This is a genomic window from Microcoleus sp. S36b_A4, from assembly GCF_036700645.1.
GTDB lineage: Bacteria > Cyanobacteriota > Cyanobacteriia > Cyanobacteriales > Microcoleaceae > Microcoleus.
This window is the reverse complement of sequence record NZ_JAUBPI010000049.1, coordinates 20,223-44,857: the sequence shown is the minus strand read 5'-3', so window position 1 is coordinate 44,857 and position 24,635 is coordinate 20,223. Positions and strand designations below refer to the sequence as shown.

Annotated in this window: 23 protein-coding genes; 13 read left to right on the top strand and 10 right to left on the bottom strand. The window is 43.4% G+C overall.

Going from position 1 to position 24,635, the window contains the following annotated elements:
- Positions 1-95: 95 nt before the first annotated feature.
- The 3 genes from QUA03_RS16950 to QUA03_RS16940 all read left to right on the top strand — a co-directional run bounded on the left by QUA03_RS16950 (position 96) and on the right by QUA03_RS16940 (position 2,811).
- On the top strand, positions 96-1,163 hold the full coding sequence (locus tag QUA03_RS16950; RefSeq protein ID WP_333213419.1) for an IS110 family transposase: 1,068 nt from the start codon (positions 96-98) through the stop codon (positions 1,161-1,163).
- Positions 1,164-1,542: 379 nt separating this feature from the next.
- Complete coding sequence (locus tag QUA03_RS16945) at positions 1,543-1,758, top strand: hypothetical protein (protein ID WP_333076209.1); 216 nt, start codon at positions 1,543-1,545, stop codon at positions 1,756-1,758.
- A gap of 156 nt (positions 1,759-1,914) precedes the next feature.
- Complete coding sequence (locus QUA03_RS16940; protein WP_333213418.1) at positions 1,915-2,811, top strand: pirin family protein; 897 nt, start codon at positions 1,915-1,917, stop codon at positions 2,809-2,811.
- Between the two features lie 351 nt (positions 2,812-3,162).
- On the opposite strand, the gene QUA03_RS16935 is transcribed toward QUA03_RS16940, so the two are convergent.
- The 4 genes from QUA03_RS16935 to QUA03_RS16920 form a co-directional block, all read right to left on the bottom strand.
- On the bottom strand, positions 3,163-3,738 hold the full coding sequence (locus QUA03_RS16935; protein WP_333213417.1) for a TIGR04376 family protein: 576 nt from the start codon (positions 3,736-3,738) through the stop codon (positions 3,163-3,165).
- A 335-nt stretch (positions 3,739-4,073) separates the two neighbouring features.
- Positions 4,074-5,294, bottom strand: coding sequence for a hypothetical protein (locus QUA03_RS16930; RefSeq protein ID WP_333213416.1), 1,221 nt, complete (start codon positions 5,292-5,294; stop codon positions 4,074-4,076).
- A 129-nt stretch (positions 5,295-5,423) separates the two neighbouring features.
- A complete protein-coding gene (locus tag QUA03_RS16925; protein ID WP_333213415.1) occupies positions 5,424-5,651 on the bottom strand; it encodes a hypothetical protein in 228 nt (75 codons plus the stop codon).
- A gap of 319 nt (positions 5,652-5,970) precedes the next feature.
- Positions 5,971-6,120, bottom strand: a complete 150-nt coding sequence (locus tag QUA03_RS16920; RefSeq protein ID WP_333213414.1) for a hypothetical protein — start codon at positions 6,118-6,120, stop codon at positions 5,971-5,973.
- Between the two features lie 35 nt (positions 6,121-6,155).
- On the opposite strand from QUA03_RS16920, the gene QUA03_RS16915 reads away from it, so the two are divergent.
- Together QUA03_RS16915 and QUA03_RS16910 are read left to right on the top strand one after the other, a co-directional pair.
- On the top strand, positions 6,156-8,270 hold the full coding sequence (locus tag QUA03_RS16915; protein ID WP_333213413.1) for an ATP-binding domain-containing protein: 2,115 nt from the start codon (positions 6,156-6,158) through the stop codon (positions 8,268-8,270).
- Between the two features lie 77 nt (positions 8,271-8,347).
- A complete protein-coding gene (locus QUA03_RS16910; protein WP_333213412.1) occupies positions 8,348-9,007 on the top strand; it encodes a DUF2290 domain-containing protein in 660 nt (219 codons plus the stop codon).
- Between the two features lie 176 nt (positions 9,008-9,183).
- Here the strand turns inward: QUA03_RS16910 and QUA03_RS16905 are convergent, their stop codons facing one another.
- Positions 9,184-11,109 carry an ABC-F family ATP-binding cassette domain-containing protein gene (locus tag QUA03_RS16905; RefSeq protein ID WP_333213411.1) on the bottom strand — a complete coding sequence of 642 codons (1,926 nt, stop codon included), beginning with the start codon at positions 11,107-11,109 and terminating at the stop codon, positions 9,184-9,186.
- A gap of 295 nt (positions 11,110-11,404) precedes the next feature.
- Between QUA03_RS16905 and QUA03_RS16900 the strand changes: the two genes are divergently transcribed.
- Positions 11,405-11,626, top strand: a complete 222-nt coding sequence (locus QUA03_RS16900; RefSeq protein ID WP_333213410.1) for a DUF433 domain-containing protein — start codon at positions 11,405-11,407, stop codon at positions 11,624-11,626.
- Positions 11,627-11,650: 24 nt separating this feature from the next.
- Here QUA03_RS16900 and QUA03_RS16895 read toward each other — a convergent pair whose 3' ends face one another.
- Positions 11,651-12,922: a transporter substrate-binding domain-containing protein gene (locus tag QUA03_RS16895; RefSeq protein WP_333213409.1), complete on the bottom strand. Its 1,272-nt coding sequence runs from the start codon at positions 12,920-12,922 to the stop codon at positions 11,651-11,653.
- Between the two features lie 590 nt (positions 12,923-13,512).
- Between QUA03_RS16895 and QUA03_RS16890 the strand changes: the two genes are divergently transcribed.
- The 5 genes from QUA03_RS16890 to QUA03_RS16870 all read left to right on the top strand — a co-directional run bounded on the left by QUA03_RS16890 (position 13,513) and on the right by QUA03_RS16870 (position 16,313).
- On the top strand, positions 13,513-13,644 hold the full coding sequence (locus QUA03_RS16890) for a hypothetical protein (protein ID WP_333213408.1): 132 nt from the start codon (positions 13,513-13,515) through the stop codon (positions 13,642-13,644).
- A 112-nt stretch (positions 13,645-13,756) separates the two neighbouring features.
- Entirely contained in the window at positions 13,757-14,008 is a 252-nt protein-coding gene (locus QUA03_RS16885) for a nucleotidyltransferase domain-containing protein (protein ID WP_333213420.1), read from the top strand.
- A 306-nt stretch (positions 14,009-14,314) separates the two neighbouring features.
- Positions 14,315-14,890: a TMEM175 family protein gene (locus QUA03_RS16880; RefSeq protein WP_333213407.1), complete on the top strand. Its 576-nt coding sequence runs from the start codon at positions 14,315-14,317 to the stop codon at positions 14,888-14,890.
- Positions 14,891-14,949: 59 nt separating this feature from the next.
- Complete coding sequence (locus QUA03_RS16875; protein WP_333213406.1) at positions 14,950-15,447, top strand: cupin domain-containing protein; 498 nt, start codon at positions 14,950-14,952, stop codon at positions 15,445-15,447.
- Between the two features lie 494 nt (positions 15,448-15,941).
- Positions 15,942-16,313 (top strand): DUF4342 domain-containing protein, encoded by a 372-nt coding sequence (locus QUA03_RS16870; RefSeq protein WP_333213405.1) that lies wholly within the window; start codon positions 15,942-15,944, stop codon positions 16,311-16,313.
- Positions 16,314-16,399: 86 nt separating this feature from the next.
- On the opposite strand, the gene QUA03_RS16865 is transcribed toward QUA03_RS16870, so the two are convergent.
- From QUA03_RS16865 to QUA03_RS16855, 3 genes are all read right to left on the bottom strand, one after another.
- A complete protein-coding gene (locus QUA03_RS16865) occupies positions 16,400-17,731 on the bottom strand; it encodes a serine hydrolase (RefSeq protein WP_333213404.1) in 1,332 nt (443 codons plus the stop codon).
- 292 nt (positions 17,732-18,023) lie between these two features.
- On the bottom strand, positions 18,024-18,356 hold the full coding sequence (locus QUA03_RS16860; protein ID WP_333213403.1) for a hypothetical protein: 333 nt from the start codon (positions 18,354-18,356) through the stop codon (positions 18,024-18,026).
- Positions 18,357-18,396: 40 nt separating this feature from the next.
- Positions 18,397-18,570: a hypothetical protein gene (locus QUA03_RS16855; protein ID WP_333040368.1), complete on the bottom strand. Its 174-nt coding sequence runs from the start codon at positions 18,568-18,570 to the stop codon at positions 18,397-18,399.
- Between the two features lie 276 nt (positions 18,571-18,846).
- On the opposite strand from QUA03_RS16855, the gene QUA03_RS16850 reads away from it, so the two are divergent.
- Positions 18,847-20,712 (top strand): AAA-like domain-containing protein, encoded by a 1,866-nt coding sequence (locus QUA03_RS16850; protein WP_333213402.1) that lies wholly within the window; start codon positions 18,847-18,849, stop codon positions 20,710-20,712.
- Positions 20,713-20,908: 196 nt separating this feature from the next.
- Here the strand turns inward: QUA03_RS16850 and QUA03_RS16845 are convergent, their stop codons facing one another.
- Positions 20,909-21,676, bottom strand: a complete 768-nt coding sequence (locus QUA03_RS16845) for a 5-formyltetrahydrofolate cyclo-ligase (protein ID WP_333213401.1) — start codon at positions 21,674-21,676, stop codon at positions 20,909-20,911.
- A 114-nt stretch (positions 21,677-21,790) separates the two neighbouring features.
- Here QUA03_RS16845 and QUA03_RS16840 point away from each other — a divergent pair, with 114 nt between their 5' ends.
- Positions 21,791-24,565 (top strand): AAA-like domain-containing protein, encoded by a 2,775-nt coding sequence (locus QUA03_RS16840; RefSeq protein ID WP_333213400.1) that lies wholly within the window; start codon positions 21,791-21,793, stop codon positions 24,563-24,565.
- Positions 24,566-24,635 lie beyond the last annotated feature (70 nt).

Genomic DNA, 24,635 nt, shown 5'->3' with positions numbered 1-24,635 from the left:
TGATCGCTGGTATTTATAATTATGAACTTTTTTTGAAGACAAACTAGCGCTCGTCTGAGACTTTCGCAAGAGGTCTAGCCTTTGGAATTACTGGATTGCTTGCATTAATTGGTGGCGATACCGATAATACGATCGCAGTGATGGAGCCGACGGGGGTAAATTATTCTCGGCTTTGGGGAACTCAACTTGCACGGGCTGGTGTAGAAGTGCGTTTAGTTGGTCACAAGGAATTGAGGAGTTTTCGTGAGCATCATTTGGGATTACCTGATAAAGATGACGATGCGGATGCTCTTGCCCTGGCGATTTACGGTTGGGATTTTCTTGAAGTTCCCCGGCGATTTGTCCAAGTGCGATCTCAAACGATTGTCGAAATTCGTCGCCTTGTACTTCGACTTGCTCATTTGAATCGTGTACAGTCACCCATCATTAACCGTGCTCGCCAAGATTTAGCGTGGCAGTTTCCAGAAGTTGCGCTTGTGCGATCGGTGCGGACTGGAGAAAAAGTGCCGCTGTTGTGGGGATGGTTATGCGAACAGCGAGATTCGGTTAAGTATGATTTGATGTTGGAAAAGTCGATTGGATTTGGTTTGACTGATGAACTGCGCCGCCATGCTGCCCGCATCTGTGATATTCAGCAGGAAGAGATGGTGCTTGAGTTTCAACTGTCCAAACTTGTTTCTGAGCCTCAGTTTTTACCGTACCGCAAGGTTTTTGCCCGGTTTGGATTTGGTCGCAGAGTTGAGGCTCTTTTATTGTCGCAAATATACCCGTTTGAAAATTATTTGTTGGACGGTAAACCAGATGTGAAGATTCGTAAAGGTCGCAAGTCTGGTAAACCTACTAAGCGTCACTTGTCTCTCCGCCGATTTATCAAGGCTTTGGGCTATGCTCCGTCTCAAGAATCTAGCGGTGATTTGCAAAAATCTAAAGTTACTGGTGGTTCTGATATTTGTCGGACTGCGCTGTGGCAGTGGGTCTTTACCAGAATTGAACCAGCCCGCAGTCGTCTTGCCAACGATATTGGCGATCGGCTCGGTGCAATTATGGATGAGGAAAAACTCAGCGGTCGGCCGGTGCGGTTAGTGCGATCGCGTGTGGCGGCTAAAGCTGTTAAGTTGTTGTTCAAGGAACTTGTGCTTGAGCTTGTTCAATCTAAAATCTAAAATCTAATTTCCAGCGGGGTTTTTGTCAGGGGCCGCAAGATTTCCGGCGAAGTGTCAAATATATAATTCGGCCCCTGCAAAAATTCCGCCACCCGTCCGGTAGGACACCTTAGTATATTTTGGTAGTGTTTAATTTTTTGTCGCTTTAAAATCTAGAATTGTTAGAGTGAAAATTATTACGGTGTGATAGTCAAAGGGCGGAAGGTGGGTTGTAGTTGTTCCACCGCTGCATTGGTTTCAATGTAGTGACTTCGATCACTGGTAACACGGACTTGGTTCACTCAATATTTTCAGTATTATCACGGAAAAAAACCAGCACCATCACTTGCTCTTAGGAGAAACCACGAGATGATTAAGGTGTCGAGTTCAAAACAATCCCATGTCTCCAGTTAATCTTCTCCCCGGCGCTATCAACGAATTAATTGCCACTGTCACCGATACTCACCGCGTTACCAAAGCTGACCGCTACGGCATGATGGCCGCCATCCTTGATGAGTCTATCAGTGAAGAAGAACGTGGCTCACTCGATCGTCTGATTCGCTCCCTGGTCAAAGGTCGGATTCAAGTCAGTGATGAACTCTCCATCATCTCGTAAGTAGAAAGCTCGTTGAGAACTCGACACTCTACAACAGCTTTCGATGGGGAAAGTTTAGATTAGTTACTGATATTGCGATCGGCCTCTACAAGGATAGCTTTTTTGTATAATGCACTTTTGACATAGACGATTAGCCTTCCCAACTTCATAAACATTATGACGGATACCATCCAGCATCTCATTGAGCCACACATTCAAGATTTGGGTGGATTCCAAGCCCGTCGCTTGCTTCCCTCAGACGTTTTAGCACTGGTAGGCCCGTTCATCTTCTTTGACCATCTCGGCCCTGCGGTGTTTCCACCCGGCCGGGGCGTGGATGTCAGGCCGCATCCGCACATCAACTTAGCAACCGTCACCTACCTGTTTGAAGGTGTTTTGCTGCATCGTGATAGTGTCGGCAGCGTTCAAGAAATCCGTCCCGGTGCGGTGAATTGGATGACAGCAGGGCGAGGCATTGTCCACTCTGAACGCACGCCTGACGACGATCGCAGCAAAGAAGCCATCCTGCATGGCATTCAAACCTGGATAGCACTTCCCGATGAATACGAAGAAACCGACCCCTGGTTTCGGCATCATCCGGCTTCTGAGTTGCCTGTTTGGGAGGATGCAGGAGTTTCGTTCACCCTAATTGCGGGTGAGGCCTATGGTCGTACTTCGCCAGTTCAAATATTTTCACCCATGATTTATCTGGACGTGGAACTAACTGCTGGAAGAGAATTTACCTTACCGGGTCATTACAGCGAACAGGCAGTTTACAGCGTAACAGAGGGGCTTTTGATCGATGGAGTGCCTCTGGAACAACATCGATTAGCTGTTCTCACTTCCGGCACTGAAGTAAACATTTCTGCTTCAGGCAAGGCTCGTTGTATTGTGATTGGCGGTGAACCTGTTGGTGAGCGCCATAAGTGGTGGAATTTTGTTTCGAGTCGGCACTCGCGCATTGAGCAAGCTAAACTCGATTGGAGAGAGGGACGGTTTGCTCAGGTTCCTCAAGAGACAGAGTTTATTCCGTTGCCAGAAGAGCCACCTTCTCAAGCAGAGCAACCGTTGTGAATAACCGCAGCGATTTAAATTAAAAAACTGTTTTTTGATTCAGAATTCGTCTTTTTTACCTGACGGGGTTGTCACCCTGTCAGATTGGTGGATTGACAGCCGCGACAAATCATAATTTTTTTTTACTTGATTAGAGCTTTTGTTTATACCATAAATATGCAACGCTCATTAAGTAGGTGAGAATATTGTAGGGATGATTGATTAATTAGCCCTAGAATTTTAGGATGGTAATTATATCAAGTCTGAGCGAGCGATCGCAATACCTGAGACTCTGGAGGCTTGACTAATAGTTGCACCAGGAATCCCAGTTCCGGGTGAACCCGTCCCTAAAGGATTGGGATGCTTTCGTAACTATCGGCCTATATTCCGCTTCATTTGATCGAGTTCTTCGTCTGCTTCCCAGCGTTGAAACTTTTCTTCTAAAGGATCTGCCGCATTAAAACTATTATAATTTGAACTCTGATTCCAACCCTTTGTATCCCAATTTGGCTCTGTTTTAGTGGTAGTTCGAGTTGCAGCTTCTGCCGCTTTTGCTCGGACTTCTTTTCGGCGTATTTGAATTTGGCGGTACAGTTCTTTTGCTTTTTCAATCCGTTCTTTGCAGCCTTGCATTTGACCCCAGCGCTGATTTCCCTGACGCAGCAAAGCTGCTTGCCGCTCTTGGGCGGCTTGAGCTAAATCGAGCCTTTTAGCAGCTTTAGCTTTGTTGATGCGATCATTCCAGCGCTGAATTTCTTGAGCGGCGGAGAGAATTTCGGCTTGCAGTTTTTTCTCTTGTTTTTGAATATCAAGAATCAGCCGCAGAGTGTCTTCTTCTTGTTCCTTCAGTTGTTCTTCTATTGCCTGCAATTCGAGATGGGGATTGCTACGCAAAAATTCTTCTAATCTGGTTTCTAGAAAGCGGCTGAAATCATCAAATAAGCCCATTTTTTATAATTCCTCAGTCATCAGTTATGAGTCATTAGTCATTGGTCATTAGTTATTAGTCATTGGTTCTTAGTCACTGGCGATCGATTATCGATCCTGAGTTGTTAGTTATAGCAGAAGAAAGTTCGGTAACGAATTGGGGAAGCGATTTAACGGATAGAAGCAAGAAGCAATAAGAGCAATGGTTTCAGCAATTAAGAACGTCTTGGCGGTTCCTATATTATAACTGTTTTCACTGCTCGTCATATACAGCCCGATCGCTGCCCATTACCAATTACCGATGACCTAACTCATAACTAATGACTGATGACTAATGACTCATAACTGATGATTGATTAGAACTTTTGGCCGACAAAAACCGATCGCACATCTCCTCCCTTGCGAATCACTGCTTCTTGATTTTTGATTTCTGCCAGCGTCCAACCGCTAGCGCCGATGCTTTCGCCGACATAAATTCTGCGGGCTACGCCGTCTACTTCAAACAAAGCAGCCGATCGATCGCCCAACTCCAAAATCCCAACCAGCGTGTGCGCGGAAGTTGGGGCGCTGCTGACGGCCGGTGCCGATTGATCGGGCGCGGGGGCAGATTGCTGGGCTGGGGGCGCAGGTGCCGGTTCGGTTTCGCGAGCCAAAATCTTTGGCTGGGGAGACTCCGAGGGGGAAGGGGAAGTGGCGAGGGGATCTCGATTTCCCGCAGCGGCGATCGCACGACCGGAGGCTGGAGCAGCAGGTGAGGGGGAAACTGCGCTGGTTTGAGGAGCCGCCGGAGCCGCAGCTACCGGGGCAGCCGGAGCCACAGTCACCTGAGCGGGGGGAGGGATGACTACGACTTGGGGTGCTGGTGCTCCCGGCTGCGAGGCAGCTTGTTCGAGGGCATTAGCAATGCGGTTGACTGCTGTCGAAAGACCTGCGGTCGCGGGCGGCGCGCCGGAAATTGGAATGCTCGGCAGCGTCCCTGGGGTGGGGGCTCCGGGAACTCCTGCAAGTTGGGGGTTAGCTGGGGGTGCTTTTTTTTGTTCGATCGCATCTAGGGATCGCTGCACATATTCCACAAACGGAGTATCTGGTGCTGTTTTGCCACTTGCTGCGGGTGTCTCTGGTGCGGGGGCAGCGGGCAAGCGCACGAGTCCCGACCTGCTTGCGAGCCACAACCCCATGACTAGCAGCAGCGACCCAAATGCTGCTCCCAGCAGCATTCTGTCGAATGATTGTTTGGACTGCTGTTTTTTGGTTGTTTCTAGGGCGACTTGGCGGGCGATCGCTTCTACGTCTTTTTCGCCCCGCTGCGGCTGGGGGGGTGCCAACTGCGACAAAACTATTTGAGGTACCGAGATCGACTTGAGCGCCACGAATTCTGGCTGCACGGGTTCGGATGGCAGTCCGCCGCTAGCGTCGAATGCTCGATCGACTCCTTCAAACAGTTCGTCCATCAACTGATCGGCGTAGGACTCTACTGCCACTGCTTCGGCTGGCACTGTTTCCACCGTCGCCCTCACGGCGATCGGCTCTGACGCTGATTCCAAAGACATCTGTTTGGCGATTACTTTTTGAGGCATAGTTTTCTGTTTGCTCCCGCTCCTCGACAACCCTGAGATTCTCAACTTCAGACTTCTACAGGATACTTGTGATGTTGACCAATTCTTGGTTAAGAACAGGTCAATTGTATCTTACCCATCACCATATTTTTAGTCCTCGGCCAACTTACTTTGCTCGATCGACTTTTGTTTTACCTGTTTTGGGCCTTTCCGTCCCCTCTTTTCTGCTGCCAGTCTTATTTGCTTACCCAGACTTTTACACCACATTCTACTGCTTTTGTCAACCCCACCCTCCGGGGCTTCCCAGTTTTTGACACACAGCTTTACTTGAGGCGATCGCAAAAAAAGCGGCTTTTTTGCCGCTGTTTCCGCTTGCATTGCTGTTTTGACAAGGATTTCAGACTTTTATCCGTCTTAAGTTTTTGGTCAGTTTGCTTGACAGTTATAAAAAGCTGCAGATTTTATAACTTTAATAGTACCATAACTTCATCACAATTAGGTAATAAATTGTCAAAAGTTGCAAAATCGTCGGCTAAATAAGAATTATTCCTAATATTTTTTTTAGATTTTTTTACAACATTATTATTTGTAATATCACAATAAAAAAAATCCTTAATCTTAAATATAAGCTTAACTTATAATTGGGAGCGCGCGATCAAATTTTTGCAGAAAATAGCAAACTCTAAATTTGCCTGATTCAGCGCAGCAAGAAAATTGTCATTGCTGGAGCTTGACAGAGGATAAAAGCTGAGGGGAATATCCAGCGAAACTTGTGCAGCATCCCAAGGGCGAGTTCCGGCTTTCGCATTAAAAATACAGGTTGGACGATCGCTCCGAATTGAGGCATAATAAAGGTACATACATTAGGTAAGGCAACATCTCATGGTTAACGTTATCCGAGGCGATGTAATAAATAAACCAGAGTCATCTAGAAGGCTAGCTGAATTCTTTGAGAATAGAGCTGATATCGATGGCAACTTATATCTAGGATACCCAATAATCGGAACATCTCAGGGCGGCTATCAGATTGATGCTCTTTTGGTATCCAGAGAGCAGGGTGTTGTTATTTTCAACATTGTCGAAGGAACTGACACCAGCCTAAACATAGAAGAAGCACAAGATGAGAGCATAAATAAAATTCAATCTAAACTACTTCAACATAAATTCCTTACTAACAAAAGATCCTTAATGGTGGAAATTGGGGTGGTAACATTTGCACCAGCTTGGAGGATTAAACCAAATAATAGTTCTTTGGATGATTATCCTATCATAACTAATAAATCAGAACTAGAAAAGTATTTGAAGGAACAAATTTGGAAATCCAGTGAATATTTTGAGAAGCTTAACTCAGTAATACAAGCTATGACTTCCATAAGGAAAAGAAAGCAGCGTAGCTATGTTCAGCAAGAAAACTCTAGGGGTGCAAAACTACATAAACTAGAAGAATCTATAGCCAACTTAGATAGAAATCAGAGTGCTGCTGTAATTGAAACAGTGGAAGGTGTACAGAGAATTAGAGGTCTTGCTGGTTCAGGTAAAACCATAGTTTTAGCCCTTAAAGCTGCATATCTACACGCCAAACATCCCGATTGGAATATTGCTATCACTTTTAATACCCGGTCACTGAAAGGCCAACTTAAACAGCTTATTAATACTTTTACTATTGAACATATAAGCGAAGAGCCTGACTGGGATAAAATCAAAATTATTCATGCTTGGGGGAGTCCATTCATAGAAGGGATTTATTATGAATTTTGCAAAAAACACAACATTGAATATAGAGATTTAAATTCAGCAAAAACGATTGCGAAATATGGTCAAGAATTTGATAAAGTTTGTGAAGAAGCTCTCAACTCCATTAAAAGTTATCAGCGCTATTATGATGCTATATTAATAGATGAAGCCCAGGATTTTTCTCACCATTTTCTGCAACTTTGTTATGGAATTTTAAAAGATCCAAAAAGAATGGTTTATGCTTATGATGAGCTTCAAAATCTCAATAAAAAGACAATGGAATCACCGGAAGTCATCTTTGGAAAAGATGCTCACGGTAAACCAGTGGTTCAACTTCAGAACAAACCAGGGGAGCCAAAACAAGACATTATTTTAGAAAAATGCTATAGGAATTCTCGTCCTATCCTAACTTCAGCACACGCTTTAGGTTTTGGTATATATAGAAATGAAGGATTAATCCAGATGTTTGAAAATGCTGGATTATGGAGAGATATTGGTTATGAAGTAGAGGCAGGAAGCCTGGAAGATGGAAAATTTGTTAAGCTTTCTAGGACTAACAATACCAGTCCTAAGTTCCTGGAATCTCATTCACCTATTGAAGACTTAATTATGTTAAAATCTTTTGATAGTAACCAAACACAAATAGAATGGCTAATAAATGAAATCGAAAAAAATCTTAAGGAAGATGAATTGAAAGGTGACGACATAATGGTTATTCACTCTAATCCACTTACAACTAGAGAGGCTGTTGGAGACGCTAGAGCTTTACTATTTGAAAAGGGGATTAACTCTAACCTTGCTGGAGTAACAACTTCACCAGATGATTTTTTTCGTGAAGAAACGATCACTTTTACGAGTATCAATAGAGCTAAAGGAAATGAAGCTGCAATGATATATGTGATCAATGCTCAGGAATGCTTTTCAGGTTATGAACTTGCCATAAAAAGGAATATCTTATTTACTGCGATGACAAGAAGCAAAGCTTGGCTAAGAGTATTAGGTTATGGTGAAAAGATGAGAGGTTTAGTAGAAGAATTTAATAAAATTCGGGAAAAAAAGTTTGTTCTTGAATTCACTTATCCTACAGAAGAAGAGCGCAAAGAAATGAACCTTATTAATAGAGAGATAAACCTACAGGGAGGCGGTCTTATAGCTAAGTCACGTAGTAGCCTACAAGACCTGCTTCAAGCTCTTGAAAAAGGTGAAATCCAGAAAGAAGACTTACCCCTAGATTTAGTAAATAAACTCAAAGACAAGCTTTGAGAATCTTGAACATACTCAGCAACTAATCTAAAACTCTTGTCCTGGATAAAGTAAAATCTAATTTATGAATACGTTTAATGACTAGCCCTCAAGAAATTTTCAAAGAAATTAAGGAAATCACTCAAAAATTAATATTAATTGGTTTATCGGATAAACAAAATTTTCCTTCATCTACACAGACTGGTAAAGGTAGTTATAAAATCGCATATTCTGGAATGCAGGATCTCTCAATAGTATTGAAAAATGTTGATTACAAAGAGATGTATGAGGAATTAGATAGAAATGACAACTATAATATCAAAATGATTGATGGTGCGTTAATCCAGTTAATGTATACTTATGAAAATTCTAGTTTAATTTCACATAGATTAGCCTTCTTTCCATCACCATTTTTGGAAAACTTTCAGAATGATCCGGAGATTTATGAAAAGGACGAAATATATGCAGACATAATAGCAAAAAATATATTGCCAGTACCAATTAGATTTGATTACGATCCAGACAACCATCAGGAATTAGATCACCCGAAATCCCATCTAACTTTGGGACAATTCAAAAATTGTAGAATACCTGTTTGTTCTCCCATAGCACCCAGTACATTCATATCTTTTATTCTTCGTAGTTTTTACAACACCGCATTTAAAAAATTCACAGCTCAACTTACATTTTCCAGTAAGCTTTTTCAGAAAACTATAACTTCCGGAGAAAAAAAGATATTGCACATAGCTATTGAATGACAAAATAAATTAGCATACTTAACTGTAAGTAAGTGGGTACAAATAAACATCACGTGGGGAGGGCTGGTTTTGCCACAGTAAACTCGATTCTAGTATAGAAGCTACGTTAAACCAGGCCCTACAAGACCCTACAATATATTATTGTTTTTTCGTGATGTTCTACAGCACAACCTAAATTAACCAACCCGTTCGGCTAACTCCAACCAGCGCTCAGTCGCATGATCGATCTGCTGCGTCAACTGAGCTAAACGATCCGATAACTTCTTTACCTCCGCAAACCCGCTCGGAGCATTGTTAGACAACCTCTTCTCAATCTCTTGTTTCTCAGCTTCCATCTTCGGAATTTGACTTTCTAATTGTTCGTATTCTCGCTTATCATTGAAGGAAACTTTGGTAGATTTTTGAGTGGAGCTTTGGGATTTTGAATTATTAGATTCAGCCGCCGTGCGTGTAAGTTTTTCTTTTTCTTTTTGTCCTTTTATTTCCTTTGCTTCTTCGGCTTTCTTGTAGTCTAAATACACGGAATAATTGCCGGGATACAAGCGCAAATTGCCCCCAGGCTCCAAGGCGAAAACCATGTCGATCGTGCGATCGAGAAAATAGCGATCGTGGGACACCACAATCACGCAGCCGTTAAAATCTTCGAGATAATCCTCCAAAACAGCCAAAGTCTGCACGTCCAGGTCGTTTGTCGGTTCGTCCAAAATCAGCACGTTCGGCGCACTCATCAGCACTTTCAACAGAAATAATCGGCGCTTTTCCCCGCCCGAAAGTTTGCTAATTGGTGAATACTGTTGGTTCGGTGGAAACAGAAACTTTTCCAACATTTGAGAAGCGGTAATGATTTCCCCATCCGCCGTTTGCACCAACTCGGCCACACTTTTCAAGTATTCAATAACTCGCTGGTCTTCGTTCGGCGTCAAATCCTCTGAATGCTGGTCAAAATAACCGATATGAATGGTTGTGCCAATTTCGACAGTACCCGAATCCGGCTGAATGCGTCCGGTGATGATATCCATCAGCGTCGATTTTCCCGCACCGTTGCAGCCAATAATTCCTATCCGGTCTTCGGGTGTGAAATTGTAGGTAAAATCTTTAATTAAAGTGCGATCGCCGTAAGCTTTACAGATATTCAGTAACTCAATCACCTTCTTACCAATCCGGCGGCCGGCTGTGGCAATTTCGACTTTGCCGTTGGCTGTTTTGAATTCCTGGGCTCGCATATCTTTAATGCGATCGATCCGAGCTTTTTGCTTGGTACTGCGCGCTTTCGGCCCGCGTTTGAGCCATTCCAATTCGCGCCGCAATACACCCGCGTGTTTGCGAACACTGCTGGCGGCGGATTCTTCAGCTAAGGCTTTTTTCTCCAAGTAATAAGCGTAATTGCCAGCATAATTGTAAAGGTCGCCGCGATCGATCTCTAGGATGCGATTGGTAACGCGATCGAGAAAATAGCGATCGTGCGTAATCAGCAGCAAAGCACCGCGATAGCCGTTCAAATAGTTCTGCAACCACTCAACTGACAGCGCATCCAAGTGGTTTGTCGGTTCATCCATCAGCAACACATCGGGCTCGGACAACAAGGCTGTTGCTAAGGCAATTCGCTTGCGGTAGCCGCCGGACAAATCGGCAATTTTCGCATCAAAATCCTCAATCCCCAACTTGGTCAAAATCAATTTCGCCTTGGTTTCCAAATCCCACGCATCCACCTCATCAATGCGTTCAGACACTGCAGACAGACGCGCCATCAACTTGTCTGTATCGCCTTTGCCGTGGGACAATTGAGCGGAAATTTCCTCGTATTCTCGCACTAAAGCCATTTGTTCGCCACTGTCGGCAAATACTTGCTCTAAGACAGTGTGATTTTCGTCTAAATCCGGCTGTTGGGGGAGATAGACAATTGTAGACCCTGGATTGACCCAGCGATCGCCAGAGTCGATCGACTCCATACCGGCAATCATTTTCAGCAGGGTTGATTTGCCGGAACCGTTGGTGCCGATGAGTCCGACTTTATCGCCTTCATCGAGGCTGAAGCTGGCATCTGTCAAGAGTTCCTTGATGCCGAAGTCTTTTTTGATCGATCGCAGAGTAAAAATAGTCATGAGTATATAAAATTATTCACCTAACTTTTGACATAGATGAGCGAATTGCGGTACTTTAGGTTATATCATGTATTGTACCGGATCTGCGATGCAATAACTAAAACAAAGGGCTAACCATTCGTTATTAGTTGCTCTTCTAAAGATGAAGGCTCATAAAAATAGTTAGCATAGAGATTTATATTGCTAAGTTTCCGAACTGGCAATAGGGGAGATAAGATAATAATGAAGAGTTGAGATTAGTATAAATGAAAATAGATCGTATTACCAGCAATCCAAAGCGGATGAATGGGCAACCATGTATTCGCTTTGGATTGCTGTTCGTCGGGTGATTGAGCTGCTAGCAACTTATCCCGATCAAAAAGAACTACATCAAGAGTTTCCAGAACTAGAGGATGAAGATATCCGACAAGCTCTAGTTTTTGTACCCTCTTACCTTGACGCTCGCATCATTGAGCTACCCGATCGCTATGAAGTTGTTGCTTTCCGAGACCCATTTTTATTAGCAGCAATTGATTGAGGAATTGCCACCTATTCAGTGGCATTAGTAACCTGGGATAACCAGCGGAATCACATATACTAAAAACACATTAATTAGTATAAAAATGATTAATATACCTACTATTATTGCTGCTATTGATCTCATTTTTTTCCGCACTTTTATTGGCACATTTAAACTTGAATATTCAATTAATAACTCCCAAAAAATTGGCACAAATATTACCCATAAATAATTTTTAGAAAAACGCCCTGTCTTTTTTAAGATATTCCACCAAAAATTATCTGCTCTTGTTTCATAATTTTCTAATATCTGCTGATAGCTGGACAATTTAGACTTATATAAAGTGTTATTAATCACATTAAGTAAATCCTTGGAAAACGGCGTACGTCCCAGAACTGCCATAGCATACTCTTCTGTTGGCTTGTTGCCAGTTAAATACCTGGTTGTTGATGAGCTATTTGGGTAGATAGTGTATTCCAAATTTTCGTATGGTTCTCTCTTTGGTTGTTCTGGTTGATCGACTCCCTTTTTAAGGAGATTCGCGACAATAAGTGCATCACTAGCATATGCGTTTACATCATTTACCTCAAGAGCATTTAAAGCTTCACGACCACTATCATACTCAACAAATTTAAGGTTGTTCTTACTTAAGACTTCTAATGTAGTAGATTCTTTAACCACACCAATTTTAATCTCCTTTAGCTCTATAAGTTTTGAATTCAACTTGTCAGCTAATTCTTCTTTTAATAAAAGCTTCACACCTGTTTTATAGAAAGGCTGTGAAAATTCAATACCTTCACCAGTTGGAAGCTTACCAGATGATATTGAATTTGGACCGCATTCAATATCAATTATACCTTTTTTCAAGCCATAATATCTAGGTGCAACGAATCCTTTATGTTGATTCACAATAGGAATGTATTTAACTTTGATTTGTTGACCCTTACTAGCTAACTCCTTCTGTAGCTCTTTACCAAAAGTGCCGCAAAACCCTTCAGCAGAATTTGGTTTATAAATATTATTTTCAAAAAAAACTCTCATAAAATTATATTCGGGAAAAAATTGACTCAAAAAATTTACATTAATATTATTTCCGATCGGGTAAACAGAAGTCCTAACTCCCAGTTTGAGCGGATTAGGTAACTGAGTTGGCGAAGTTTGCGAAACAGCAGGAACATAACTCAAAATACAAGCAAGACACGCTAAAGCCAAAATTATCCCAAGTCGAAAATTTTTGACAACCGCAAGTACAGAACTCATAACAAGAGAAACTCCACCTCTAATATGGATTAAGAGCTGCATTATTGTGGTCATAAAATTGTGTACTCCCAAAAAATAAGTGTTACGGAGATGACGCTCTACTTGATTAAGTAGCGTCTCAGTCGTTACAAGGCTATTTACGTAGTAGAAAAGACCGACGGATTCAAAGCTGTTGATACAGCATCTGCTGCCGGAGTGAAATCTGACGGCTTTTTCGTGCGTTCTAAGTAGTTATTGAACAACTCTTACAATTATATACAGCGCTATTTTACATTATTCCGTACAAAACTCTAAATTAGATTCTGCCGATCGCACCGAGTCGTATAACTCCTAATTCGCAAAGCAGTCGCCGCCGGAGCAACTCACAATGAACCGCAAAAACACAGTTTTATTAGTAACATGAGTTTCAAGAATCAGATGCCCACATTGGGAAATTATTTAGAGTGCATAAAGCGCCAAACCATGCTTAAAAATACACTAACACAAGGTGCTAAAAAGCTGCTAGGCGGTAAATAAATCATATCCGGGTTGTTTCCCCTCGATAATTATGAGATTTAAATCGCGACTAAACAAACAAAGTTAGTCTTTCAAGACCAAGAGATAAAAGGAGTATTCAAACCGGATTTGCAATTGCAAGAAATTTTATGACAACTTTTGACCATCCAGCGGCCGCAGCATTGCTCACCATCGCGCTCTCCGATCGAGCCACGCGATCTTACTGTACAAAAGCCCGATCGCTCAATTCGCTCTATAAGTTCTCGGTGTCATACCTGTAAATTACCGAAACTATTTGCTGAAATGGCTCTAGAGAAAGATTGAGGAGGCTGAATGAAAAGCCCGATCGCCCTGCCAATTGAACAAATCACCAAATTCTGCCAACAGTGGTAAATAATCGAACTCTCCCTCTTTGGTTCTGTCCTTCACGACAACTTTCATGCAGACAACGACATCGATATCCTAATTGCCTTTGCCTCCATAGCCAACTGGGGTTTACTCGATCGCGCCCAAATGCAGGAAGAACTCGAAGCAGTGCTAAGTAGACGAGTCGATCTAATCAGTAAACGGGCGATCGATCGCAGTTCCAACTGGATTCGCCGTCAAGAAATTCTCTCTACCGCTCAAACTATTTATGTCCAATAGCCGCGATCGCGCTTCCCTAATCGATCGCTCTTTTTATTTCAACAACTGCTTCTCCCGTTTTACCCGTTGCGCGATCGGGTATTTATAAGAAATCGTCCCGATCGACTGCTTAAACAGATCAGCGAAAAGTCCGTTAAGGTTATCTGTTTTCAGCCGAGATTAGGCAAGCAAAATCGTTAGCTTGGTTGGTAAGTGCCAGCGATCGCCGATCGAGGTATAACACATCACTGCAACCGACCTTATGCTAAGTTATTTTTGGAATGAGAAGCGATCGACCGCGCCAGCAAAAAAGGAGGATGTACAAAAATGGGTAAAGGCAGGTTAGAAGCATTCAGCGATGGTGTAATCGCCATTCTCATCACCATTATGGTGCTGGAATTGAAAGTGCCCCATGAAGCTGATTTAGCTGCGCTGCGTCCCCTAGTTCCAGTATTTCTGAGCTATGTACTCAGTTTTATTTATCTTGGTATCTACTGGAACAACCACCATCACTTGTTACAAGCGGCTCGGCACGTCAATGGTAATGTTTTGTGGGCTAATTTGCATCTGCTGTTCTGGTTGTCACTCATTCCCTTTGTCACTGCCTGGACAGGCGAGAATCACTTCGCTGCGTGGCCAGTTGCGCTTTATGGCACAGTGCTGTTGTTGGCTGCGATCGCTTATTTCATTCTTACTCGTGTCCTTATTTCTTACCACGGTAAAGATTCCACTCTGGCAATTGCACTTGGGCGAGACTTTAAGGGGAAGGTATCAGTGGTGATTTATGCCGTAGCAATCCTGCTTTCCTTTGTGAACTCATGGTTTGCTTTCATGCTGTATGTTTTAGTTGCAATCATGTGGCTGATCCCCGATCGGCGTATTGAGAGAACTCTGAATTCGTGAACAATGTTCCACAAAAAGCCATCGCCAGCCAGCTAACACTTCGCTTTAGGAATTAACAAATGACAATTCATCAAAACGGACTTTTTATTGAACCCGGTCAAGGTCGTTCTTACTACTTTGGTCAAGACCTCTATACCTTCAAGGCCGTTGGTGAAGAGACAGGGGAAGCCTATGCGCTTTGTGAGGTAATTGTTGCACCTGGTGGCGGTACGCCAACCCATCGCCACAACCGAGAAAATGAATCATTTTATGTTCAAGACGGAGAGATTGAATTCCAGCTTGACGATCGTACTTTCGTTGTGACGGCTGGAACCTTCCTTCATTCACCGAAAGGCCAGCTTCACCGATTTACTAATACCACCGCTACACCCGCTAAAATGCTGGTTTGGGTCACTCCTGCTGGCTTTGAGAAATTTATTGCCGAAGTTGGAAAGGCCGTCAATGGTGAGATTACCCTTGGAGCATCCTTGAGCCCTGAAGACCTTGACAAAATTCTTACTACTGCTCCCAAGTACGGTATCGAGATCGTACCTCCACCCTCTGAGGAGTGTGCCTAGATAGCAATCACTCTTGAAGTCATGGTAGAAATATTGGGACTAAAAATATTTTAAAGCAGTTTGTACGATTCTGAATTGTCTATTAATTCACTTTGTTCACCAGGATAAAAGCGCTCGTCTCAAATCTCGGTCAAGTCGTAAAGACAACTGATATCGTTTCCGGTTGCATCGGTATTTTTCAAATGTCCAAACTGTCATTTGTCCCAAAATCATAATTTTAGTCAACACTCAACAATCATGAGGAGCGCAATCCGAATTGATATTACTTGACTTATATCTAGAGACTGGTTGTTTCAACAAAAGCTTCTCTACCTTTAGGAATAGATAAACCCGCCTCGATCTAACCAGACCAAAATAAGGTTTTGAGTAAAAAGGCGGGGGTGGAAAGTACGAATGCAGATTGTAGGGTTTCCTTGCCTGTCATTCCCAAGTGCGATCGCCGAAGATAAGAGTATAGAAATTAAACGGCTGGTTTTCACCCGCCCTTACACAAAATGAACTCACAACTAGAACAACAAGTAACAATTCTACAAGACGAAACAGCAGCGGCCGAGAATTCAGCCAACCCAACAGTTGAAACTCATGTATTCGCCTCAGAATTTGCAACAGAGGAAAAAGTCAGAGTGGAAGAATTTAAGATTAGCGCCGACAGTTTAATTGCTAAAGTCAAAGAACTAATTCAGCAAGGAAAACTCCGCCGCCTCGTCATCAAAAACTCGCAAGGGCGGACTTTGGCAGACATTCCGCTGATGGCTGGATTGGTAGGCGGCGTTGCAGGATCGGTAGTCTTTCCAATTGCTGCTGTACTGGCTACAGTTGGGGCAGTTGCAGCTCACTTGACTGTAGCCATCGAGCGCAAAGAATAGTCCTTAGTAATTAAAAATCTTCTCTTCAAGTCCGCGAAGGCGGACTTTGTTTGTTTAGTAGCGATTTCAATCGCCGAATTGTCAGATCAACGCAAATTATCCGGTACTCTCGCCGCAGGTTGGTCTAAATAATTGTAAACAATGCGCGAAATCCGACGGACAAAATCTCTCACAATCGGGTCATTGTAAGGACGTTTGACAAAGATTGCGGCTAAATAACGCTTGCCGTTGGGCATATCAATAATTCCTGCATCGCCAACTACAAAGCCGATATCTCCAGTCTTGTCAGCAATAACTGCGCCAGGGCCCAAACCGGAAGGCAAAAGCGTTCTAGTTGTTGTGTGCCGCAGTAATTCTAAAGCTTGTTCCCGACTCGATTCAGAGACTAATTTATCGCGAGACAGCATCGCCAGCAACTTTACCATATCCACAGAACTTGTGGTATTTGTTCCTTGAAAATCTCCCAACCAATTGCGAATTCTCGTATCAGTTAATCCCCAACTGCGAAAACGCTCGTTGAGTTTAGCAATTCCCCCCAAACGTTCAATAATCATGTTGGTGGCTGTATTGTCGCTGATGGTAATCATTTTATCTACGGTTTCTTTGATGCTAAACCGAGTTCCATCAGGTTCGTCTTGCATAGTTCCAGAACCGCTGGCAACTAAGTCGGACTTCATAACTAATGTTTCGTCGAGGCTAACTTTGCCTGCGTCTACATCTTGATAAAAAGCAATCAGAATTGGTAGTTTGATGGTACTCGCGGCCGGAAATACTCGATCGCCCTTGATATCCAAATAGTTTCCTGTATCTAAATCCAGAAAAAACATTCCGGCGCTGAGGGATCTATACTGTTCGATCGCACTTTCGATTTGAGGCTTGATGGCTGTCATTTCCGAGCCTGCTGACATTGCCAAATCAGTGGAATAGTTTCTCTGATTTCCCGGCGAAACAGTGGGTCTAACTTGACCTGCTGCTTGTTCTATGCGGGTAATAGCTGTGGGGATAAAAGACTCATTTCCAGCTATTTGCTGGGGATTTGGCAACTGAAACGACCAGCGCGTGGCAGATTCTCTAATGACTCGGACTTGTTGCGGGTCTAACTTATAACCGGGAGTTAATTCTATTACTAACCTGGTAGTTCCGGTGTCAAACTGCCCAACTCTAATTTGTTGAATAGCTGAGTTGTAACTTTGAGGGCTTTCGGGATATTCCAAGACTATTCCCGGTAGGTCAATTACTAAGCGGGTGGGATTGGCGATTAGTTTAACTTCCGGCTGAACTCCTGAATCTGTGGTTAAATTGAGTTGGTTTTCCCTGGGATCGAAGTGCCAAGATGTTAGTGTATCAGCTTTTGCGGGCAGGGCGATCGAGAAAAGGCTAAGGGCGGCCGGCAACAGCCATCGCAGTTTAGGAGTCATGTGTGAAGAGAAAGAGTTTAACGGCTGCAACGAGAAAGCGGCTGAAAAAACCTGATCAACCGCTTTCGAGACGAAGCACCTAGCATCATACAGTCAACTTTTGCCTGCAGCCGTAATTTTTTTTATTTTCTTTGAGAATAGTCGGTTTCCGGGACTGATCTCAAATCCGCTTCTACTACCTCTTTTTTTTCCAGTCTCGCCCAGGCGGACGAAAGTTTGTACAGTTGTGGATTCTCTTGGCATAATTCTTGTTTTGCAGACAAAAATTTTATTCGCGTGAGATGAATTCAAGTTAGGCGAGTTCGCGATTTCTAGCATCTTCGAGGGAGTCGATCGCGGCTTTGAGAAAAACTTTTCCTTTAGCAACAAATCGGCGATCGCTCAAAGGATCGTAAGCTTCCCAATTACCGCTAACTTCGCGATCGCGCCACAAAAACCAGCAGCGGTAGATTTCCCCGCTATCTATATCATCGCACAAAGCCAGCCAATCATCCCCTGTGAGAGCGCTAGCATCTAATGCTACCAATTCCATCCATGCAAGCGCAGTGCAGGCATCGATCGCCTCAGCATCAACCGAGTCAGATTTGGTAGCTATAGGTTGTGGCGAACACAGTGTAGACTTCATAATTTCTCCTTAATTAAATTAAATCAATCAATGAATTTGCCTATTTATGGAACTGACCCGGTACGCCGAGTGGAAAAACTGTGTTTTGATAAATTTCTGGTTCGTCAAATTTACCAGCCGCTGATGCTTCTGTTAAATTATTAAGTGTATTAATTGTGAAAATGGCGGCGGTTCCCAAAGCGGCCATTGCCAGCCTGTGTAAGATTTTGCTCATTTGGCTGCTCCTTTTTTGCTTGGTGTATCTACTCTAAAAAGTTAAGTGGTGATTAGTGGCGGAGATTGGGGAGTTAAGAAAAACTTTTTATCCTCAAATATATTCAACTGTTGAAGCCGTTATCAGGACAGAGTTTCAGGAGTCGATCGCCCAAAAACCCTCTCGCAGTAAAATTCCTTAAATTCCGGCTGGTTGATTATCTTCCTTAAAATCGCCCAAAATAGGAACTTAAGGCGTTAAAATTTCTAGATTCGTTCCCCTTTCACTGCAAGCGAAGTGCTCAAGTCAAAACGCGATCGCGGTCGCATTCTCACTGCCTCTGGCTTAAAGAAACTTAACGAGGCGCTCCAAGAATGGTCTGACCGACATAACATTAGAGGTACTCTGACTGAAATCGAGGCTGAATCTGGCGTCGGTGCGGATACAGTCAGCAAAATTAAGCAGGGTAGAGAAGGTGCGGATTTGAGTAAAATTCGACAGTTGTTCGCGGCTTTTGAAATGACTCTGGCTGCTAGCGACCATCGATCGGCTAAACTTGAGGAACCGACAAATTTAGACGAGCTGGACAATTCGCCGGCAGCGGAAGATACAGCCAGCAACAGAATTGTTAAAGTATTTGTCAGTTATCGTAGCGCCGAACCCGATCGCGAGTTAGGAAAAGAGTTAGAAACGGCCTTAAGCGCGATCGGGCATACAGTTTTCACAGCAGAAAATAACATTAGATTAGGAGATAATTGGTTCTATCGCATTAATTCATTCCTCCAAGAATGCGATTATTTGCTGCTACTGTTGCCGCCAACGGGAAATCAAAGCGAACTGATAACATATCAAGTTCAGCAAGCAAAAGAACTGCAAGACTCCCGCCCTGACAAGAAACCAATAATTCTCCCCATCCGCGTCGGTTTTCCGCTAAATGCGCCTCTAAATCACGACTTGCGGGGCTATCTCTACCGCATCAAACAGAGGGAATGGAAAACCACCGCCGACACTCCAATTATTATCGAAGAGGTTCTGAATTTACTAGCAGAAGAACCCACACCAGTTACCGAAGAAACGGACAATTTAACACAAAAACAGCTATTAGAAATTAGCAGCGACGAAATACCTCTACCCGCCGCTGAACCGGAATTACCGGGAGGACAAGTCGATGTTGCTTCTCAATTTTATGTAGAACGCCCGCCCATCGAAGAACGCTGTTATCAAACTATTGTGCAGCCCAGCGCCTTAATTAGAATCAAAGCACCAAGACAAATGGGCAAAACTTCATTGATGGCAAGAATTTTGCATCACGGAGCTCGTCAAGGCTATTGCACCGTGCCGCTAACTTTTCAGTTAGTAGATAAAGGCGTCTTTGCCAACTTAGATAAATTCTTAAAATGGTTTTGCGCTTACGTCGGCCGCGAGTTGCACTTACCCAATCAATTAGACGATTATTGGGACGAGATTTTTGGCAGCAAAGTCAACTGCAAAGATTACTTTGAAAAATACATTTTGCCGCAAATCGACAGTCCTTTAATTTTAGGATTAGACGAGATCGATCGCGTTTTCCAATATCCCGACATTGCCGAAGACTTTTTAGGACTGCTGCGGGCGTGGCACGAAGAATCCAAGCGGCGAGAAATCTGGAAAAAACTGCGATTAATTGTAGTTCACTCCACCGAAGTTTACATCCCAATGAACATCAATCAATCGCCTTTCAACGTCGGACTGCCTGTAGATTTGCCCGAATTCAACTCTCAGCAAATACAAGATTTAGCAGAGCGCCATAATTTGAATTGGTCGGATGCAGAAGTTGAAAACTTAATGAAAATTGTCGGCGGTCATCCGTATTTAGTGCGAGTTGCATTATATCACATTTCGCGATCGGATTTGACACTCGATGAATTAAAAGAAACTGCGATCGCAGATGCGGGAATTTACAGCGACCATTTGCGTCGGCAGTTGTGGAATTTGGAAGAATATCCTGAGTTAGCGCAGGGTATGAGAGAGATTGTGGCGGCCGACTCTCCGGTGCAATTAAAGGCGATGCAGGCGTTTAAATTAGACAGTTTGGGGTTGGTGAAGTTGCAGGGTAACGAGTGCGTGCCGAGGTGCGAACTATACCGACAATATTTTAGATCGCACTTAAGCGCGATCGTGTAAAATTTGATGCGTAACTGCGGCAAGTAATAATCAGGTGAATGATACCCATGAACGATATTTTTTTGATAACATCCGATAATTGGCTAGACTGGATAGCCGTGTTTGGTTATCTAGGTTTTACTGCTTTCATTGCATGGCGCGTGTTCACCACAAAGTAGATATATCATGAAATTACCTTCTTCCTCTTCTTCTTCTTTCATTCTTCGCGTCCTTCGCGCCTTCGCGGTTCGTTGAACTTTCGCAAAATTGGAATTTTTTCCAACTGTTCCGGCCGTATACTATCCCAGTTTAACCCCATTGGACGCGGATAACTTGTATTAGTATCAATTACCTCCTGGGCAGTAACAATCCAATTCAGCGCCCAATCGTGAGCTTGCATTGGTAAACGCGAATCTGCGACTATTTGCAAAGGATGCACTGTTGTTACAATAGGCGTATCGATTTGTACTAACCCGAATTCCTGCAACATAGCCAATTCCAAATCCGCAAATCCTGCACCTTTCCCGGTTCTTCCCCCGTTGCGCGCCACCGCTACACAACCGACTATTACTAAATCGATCGGCTCCATTTCTGCAAAACTTACCAATTTTCCGCAATCGAGAGCTTGGCGGGCGATCGCACTTTCGGCAATTGATATATTTTGTCTCTGCAAATCCTCAGCAGTTAACTCTACAAAACAGCGATCGTCTGTCAATCGCGGTACTGCCATATACAGGCGTTTTCCATCTTGCAAAGCTTGCATCCGCACCGGATTTTGCGCCGAATCAGGATTGCACTTAATCGTTTTTGCTTGTTGCCAAATTGGTAAATTTGCCAATCTTTCGGCAGCCACCTGTGCACCGACAAAGTTTGGAATATGACCAAACGGATCGCCAATAGATGCGGCTTGCTGTTTCAGCAAACACCAAATTTCATCTCTTAACTTGTCTTTGTCGTCGTTATATCCAGTCCAATCAGTTTTCATGCTCTATTGTGCTACAATTTATCATACATAATTATGCTTTAATACCGCCTCACTTCTTCAGTCTGCGAAGACGGATTTTGTTTATGTAGTAGCGGTTTCAACCGAATAAATTATATGAATTTTACCACAAAACCCAGTTATTATCAAGTCGGTGGGAGTTTGACAAATAACGCTCCAAATTATGTGAAGCGGCAAGCCGACGACGATTTATATAACGGATTGAAAGCCGGAGAATTTTGCTATGTTTTGAATTCCCGGCAAATGGGCAAATCTAGCTTGCAGGTGCGGACAATTCAGCGGCTGAGAAATGAAGGAATTGCTTGTGCTGCGATCGACATTTCGGAAATTGGCAACCGCGGCGTCACTCCCGAACAGTGGTATGCTGGTTTGCTACGCATTCTCGAAAATAACTTTAACCTGTCGGATATTGTCAACGTGCGGACTTGGTGGCGCGATCGCAATTTTTTAACTCCGGTTCAAAGATTGAGCGAATTCATCGAAACCGTACTTTTACCCAACATTACCAGCAATATTGTCATTTTTATTGACGAAATCGACAGCATTCTCGCCCTAGATTTTCCCGCCGACGATTTTTTAGCTTTAATTCGATCGTGCTACAACAAGCGCGCCAACAATTCAGAGTTCGATCGCCTAACTTGGGCCCTTTTAGGCGTAGCATCGCCGACGGATTTGTGCCGCGAGCAAAATGCCACCAGCAATACCCCTTTTAATATTGGCAAGGCGATCGAATTAACTGGTTTTGACGAAACAGAAGCTCAACCGCTAGCAGCAGGGTTGGCAGACCTGACAGATAGCCCTCATGAAGTTTTGAGAGAGGTTTTGTATTGGACGGGCGGGCAGCCTTTTTTGACTCAAAAGCTGTGCAAACTTCTGCTGGAAAATCCACAATTAATCCCGAATTTACCCCCCCCAGCCACCGCTTGCCAAGAGGGGGAGAAAGATGCTGCCACCGCTTGCCAAGAGGGGGAGAGAGATAAAATTCACACTTCTCAAGAGTGGGTGGAGAAAGTAGTGCGCTTGAAAATCGTGGAGAATTGGGAAACTCAAGATGTGCCCGAACATTTGTCCACAATTCGCGATCGGCTTTTCAGAGAAAACCAACGGATTGTCAGGAGACTCGGATTGTATCAGCAAATATTAGAACAAGCTGAAATTGTCCCCGATGGTAGTGCCGAACAAATGGAATTACGATTAAGCGGATTAATCGTTAAGCGCAGGGAAAAATTAACAATTTCTAATCCTATTTATCAAGCTGTATTTAACCAAGACTTAATTGAACAAAAATTAGAAAAACTCTCGCCTTACTCCGAAGCCATCAAACTCTGGCTAAATTCTAGCTGTGAAGATGATTCCCAACTGTTGCGAGGAGATGATTTGCAGTCAGCATTAGTTTGGGCGGCAGGAAAAAGTTTGAGAAACGAAGATTTTCAGTTTTTGACTGCCAGCCAGAAAGTTATTTTGAGCGACCAAAATCAACTGCTGCGTTCAGCTACACTCGAAACCAAAAAAGCTGTCTGTGATGCCGAAAAAGCTTTGAGTGAAGCTGACTCTGCCAAACAAAAAGCCAAACAGTGGATCGGCATCGGTTCTGCGGTACTGGCAGCATCGTTACTGACAGCGATCGGCTTTTCAACTCTTGCTTACCAGCGGTTTAAACTAGCACAAGCAAGTATTGAAATTGAACAAAATGGCAGCGATGCTTTATTGTTAGCGGTATCTCAAAAAACCGAAAACACCGAAGCTTTATCAGAAGCTTTACTGAGGGCGATCGCCTCCGGTAAAAAATTAAAAACCTTGGTTGAAAACAAACCTAAGCTAGAACAATACCCGGCAACAAGACCGCTGTTAGCCTTACAAATAATTCTCGATGAAATTAGTGAAACACAGCAGGTCAAAGCCTCATTAACTCCGCAAAGAAAGATTAAGTGGTCAGCTCATAAAGGTGCAGTTACCAGCGTCACTTTTAGCCCAAATAGGCAAATCTTAGCAACCGCCGGAATAGACGATACAGTTAGGATGTGGAACTCTTCCGGGAAAAAAATTGCTGAATGGAAAGCTTTACAGCGGTCAGTTAATATGGTAAATTTTAGCCCAAACGGTAATTTTTTAGCGACAGCCGGAAGGGATAGCACTGTTAAAATATGGAATTTATCAGGTAAAAATATTTCTACTTTGAAAGGAATCCAAGGCTCTGTTACCAGCATCAGTTTTAGTCCCGAAGGAAAGTTATTAGCCGCGGCAGGGATAGACAGCTATGCTGCAATTTGGGATTTGTCTAAACTGCCACAATTAGTATCACCTAGCCAGAAACTTCCAGGTCACAACGGCTTAGTGAGAAGCGTAAATTTTAGCCCAAAGGGCGATTTCATAACGACTTTAGATGGCAAATCTACAGTGCGACTTTGGAATTTGTCGGGCAAGCTAAAAAAAACACTGCCTGTTCAGGCAATAGGGATTAGTTTCACTCCAGCTCAACACCAGTATCGCTTTGCTACAGTAACATTGAATGGCAAAGTTGGGCTGTGGAATCTCTCAGAAAAAGAATTAGTTAAGGAATTTCAAACCTTGCATTTTGATGCGAAATCAATTAGTTTTAGCCCCGACGGAGAACTGCTTGCTACAGTGGGAATTGACAAGACTGTACGGCTGTGGAATTTAGCGGGGCGACAGGTTGCTCAATTTGAGTTCGAGGAGAATGTTGTTAGTGTCAGTTGGAGTCGAGACGGAAAGCAAATTGCTGTAGCTGGAAGCAACGGCACTGTATGGTTGAGGCAGGTTGAAGGGTTAGAAGAATTGCTGAAGCAAAGCTGCAATTTTTTCGCCACTCAACCGAAGTATTTTACCAGAGTTTCAACTATCTGCAAGTAGGGTGCATACATTACTTTAGCAAGTAGGGACACGGCAATGCCTTGTCCCTACCCGTAGCTAATAACTTATG

Excerpts from the sequence above, each read along its gene's own strand:
- QUA03_RS16945 (WP_333076209.1), top strand. The coding sequence starts at position 1,543 with ATGTCTCCAGTTAATCTTCTCCCCGGCGCTATCAACGAATTAATTGCC.
- QUA03_RS16900 (WP_333213410.1), top strand. The coding sequence starts at position 11,405 with ATGTATTCGCTTTGGATTGCTGTTCGTCGGGTGATTGAGCTGCTAGCA.
- QUA03_RS16910 (WP_333213412.1), top strand. The coding sequence starts at position 8,348 with ATGACTAGCCCTCAAGAAATTTTCAAAGAAATTAAGGAAATCACTCAA.
- QUA03_RS16940 (WP_333213418.1), top strand. The coding sequence starts at position 1,915 with ATGACGGATACCATCCAGCATCTCATTGAGCCACACATTCAAGATTTG.
- QUA03_RS16845 (WP_333213401.1), bottom strand. The coding sequence starts at position 21,676 with ATGAAAACTGATTGGACTGGATATAACGACGACAAAGACAAGTTAAGA.
- QUA03_RS16840 (WP_333213400.1), top strand. The coding sequence starts at position 21,791 with ATGAATTTTACCACAAAACCCAGTTATTATCAAGTCGGTGGGAGTTTG.
- QUA03_RS16935 (WP_333213417.1), bottom strand. The coding sequence starts at position 3,738 with ATGGGCTTATTTGATGATTTCAGCCGCTTTCTAGAAACCAGATTAGAA.
- QUA03_RS16925 (WP_333213415.1), bottom strand. The coding sequence starts at position 5,651 with ATGCAAGCGGAAACAGCGGCAAAAAAGCCGCTTTTTTTGCGATCGCCT.
- QUA03_RS16870 (WP_333213405.1), top strand. The coding sequence starts at position 15,942 with ATGAACTCACAACTAGAACAACAAGTAACAATTCTACAAGACGAAACA.
- QUA03_RS16915 (WP_333213413.1), top strand. The coding sequence starts at position 6,156 with ATGGTTAACGTTATCCGAGGCGATGTAATAAATAAACCAGAGTCATCT.
- QUA03_RS16865 (WP_333213404.1), bottom strand. The coding sequence starts at position 17,731 with ATGACTCCTAAACTGCGATGGCTGTTGCCGGCCGCCCTTAGCCTTTTC.
- QUA03_RS16895 (WP_333213409.1), bottom strand. The coding sequence starts at position 12,922 with ATGACCACAATAATGCAGCTCTTAATCCATATTAGAGGTGGAGTTTCT.
- QUA03_RS16920 (WP_333213414.1), bottom strand. The coding sequence starts at position 6,120 with ATGCCTCAATTCGGAGCGATCGTCCAACCTGTATTTTTAATGCGAAAG.
- QUA03_RS16875 (WP_333213406.1), top strand. The coding sequence starts at position 14,950 with ATGACAATTCATCAAAACGGACTTTTTATTGAACCCGGTCAAGGTCGT.
- QUA03_RS16890 (WP_333213408.1), top strand. The coding sequence starts at position 13,513 with ATGACAACTTTTGACCATCCAGCGGCCGCAGCATTGCTCACCATCGCG.
- QUA03_RS16930 (WP_333213416.1), bottom strand. The coding sequence starts at position 5,294 with ATGCCTCAAAAAGTAATCGCCAAACAGATGTCTTTGGAATCAGCGTCA.
- QUA03_RS16905 (WP_333213411.1), bottom strand. The coding sequence starts at position 11,109 with ATGACTATTTTTACTCTGCGATCGATCAAAAAAGACTTCGGCATCAAG.
- QUA03_RS16860 (WP_333213403.1), bottom strand. The coding sequence starts at position 18,356 with ATGAAGTCTACACTGTGTTCGCCACAACCTATAGCTACCAAATCTGAC.
- QUA03_RS16880 (WP_333213407.1), top strand. The coding sequence starts at position 14,315 with ATGGGTAAAGGCAGGTTAGAAGCATTCAGCGATGGTGTAATCGCCATT.
- QUA03_RS16855 (WP_333040368.1), bottom strand. The coding sequence starts at position 18,570 with ATGAGCAAAATCTTACACAGGCTGGCAATGGCCGCTTTGGGAACCGCC.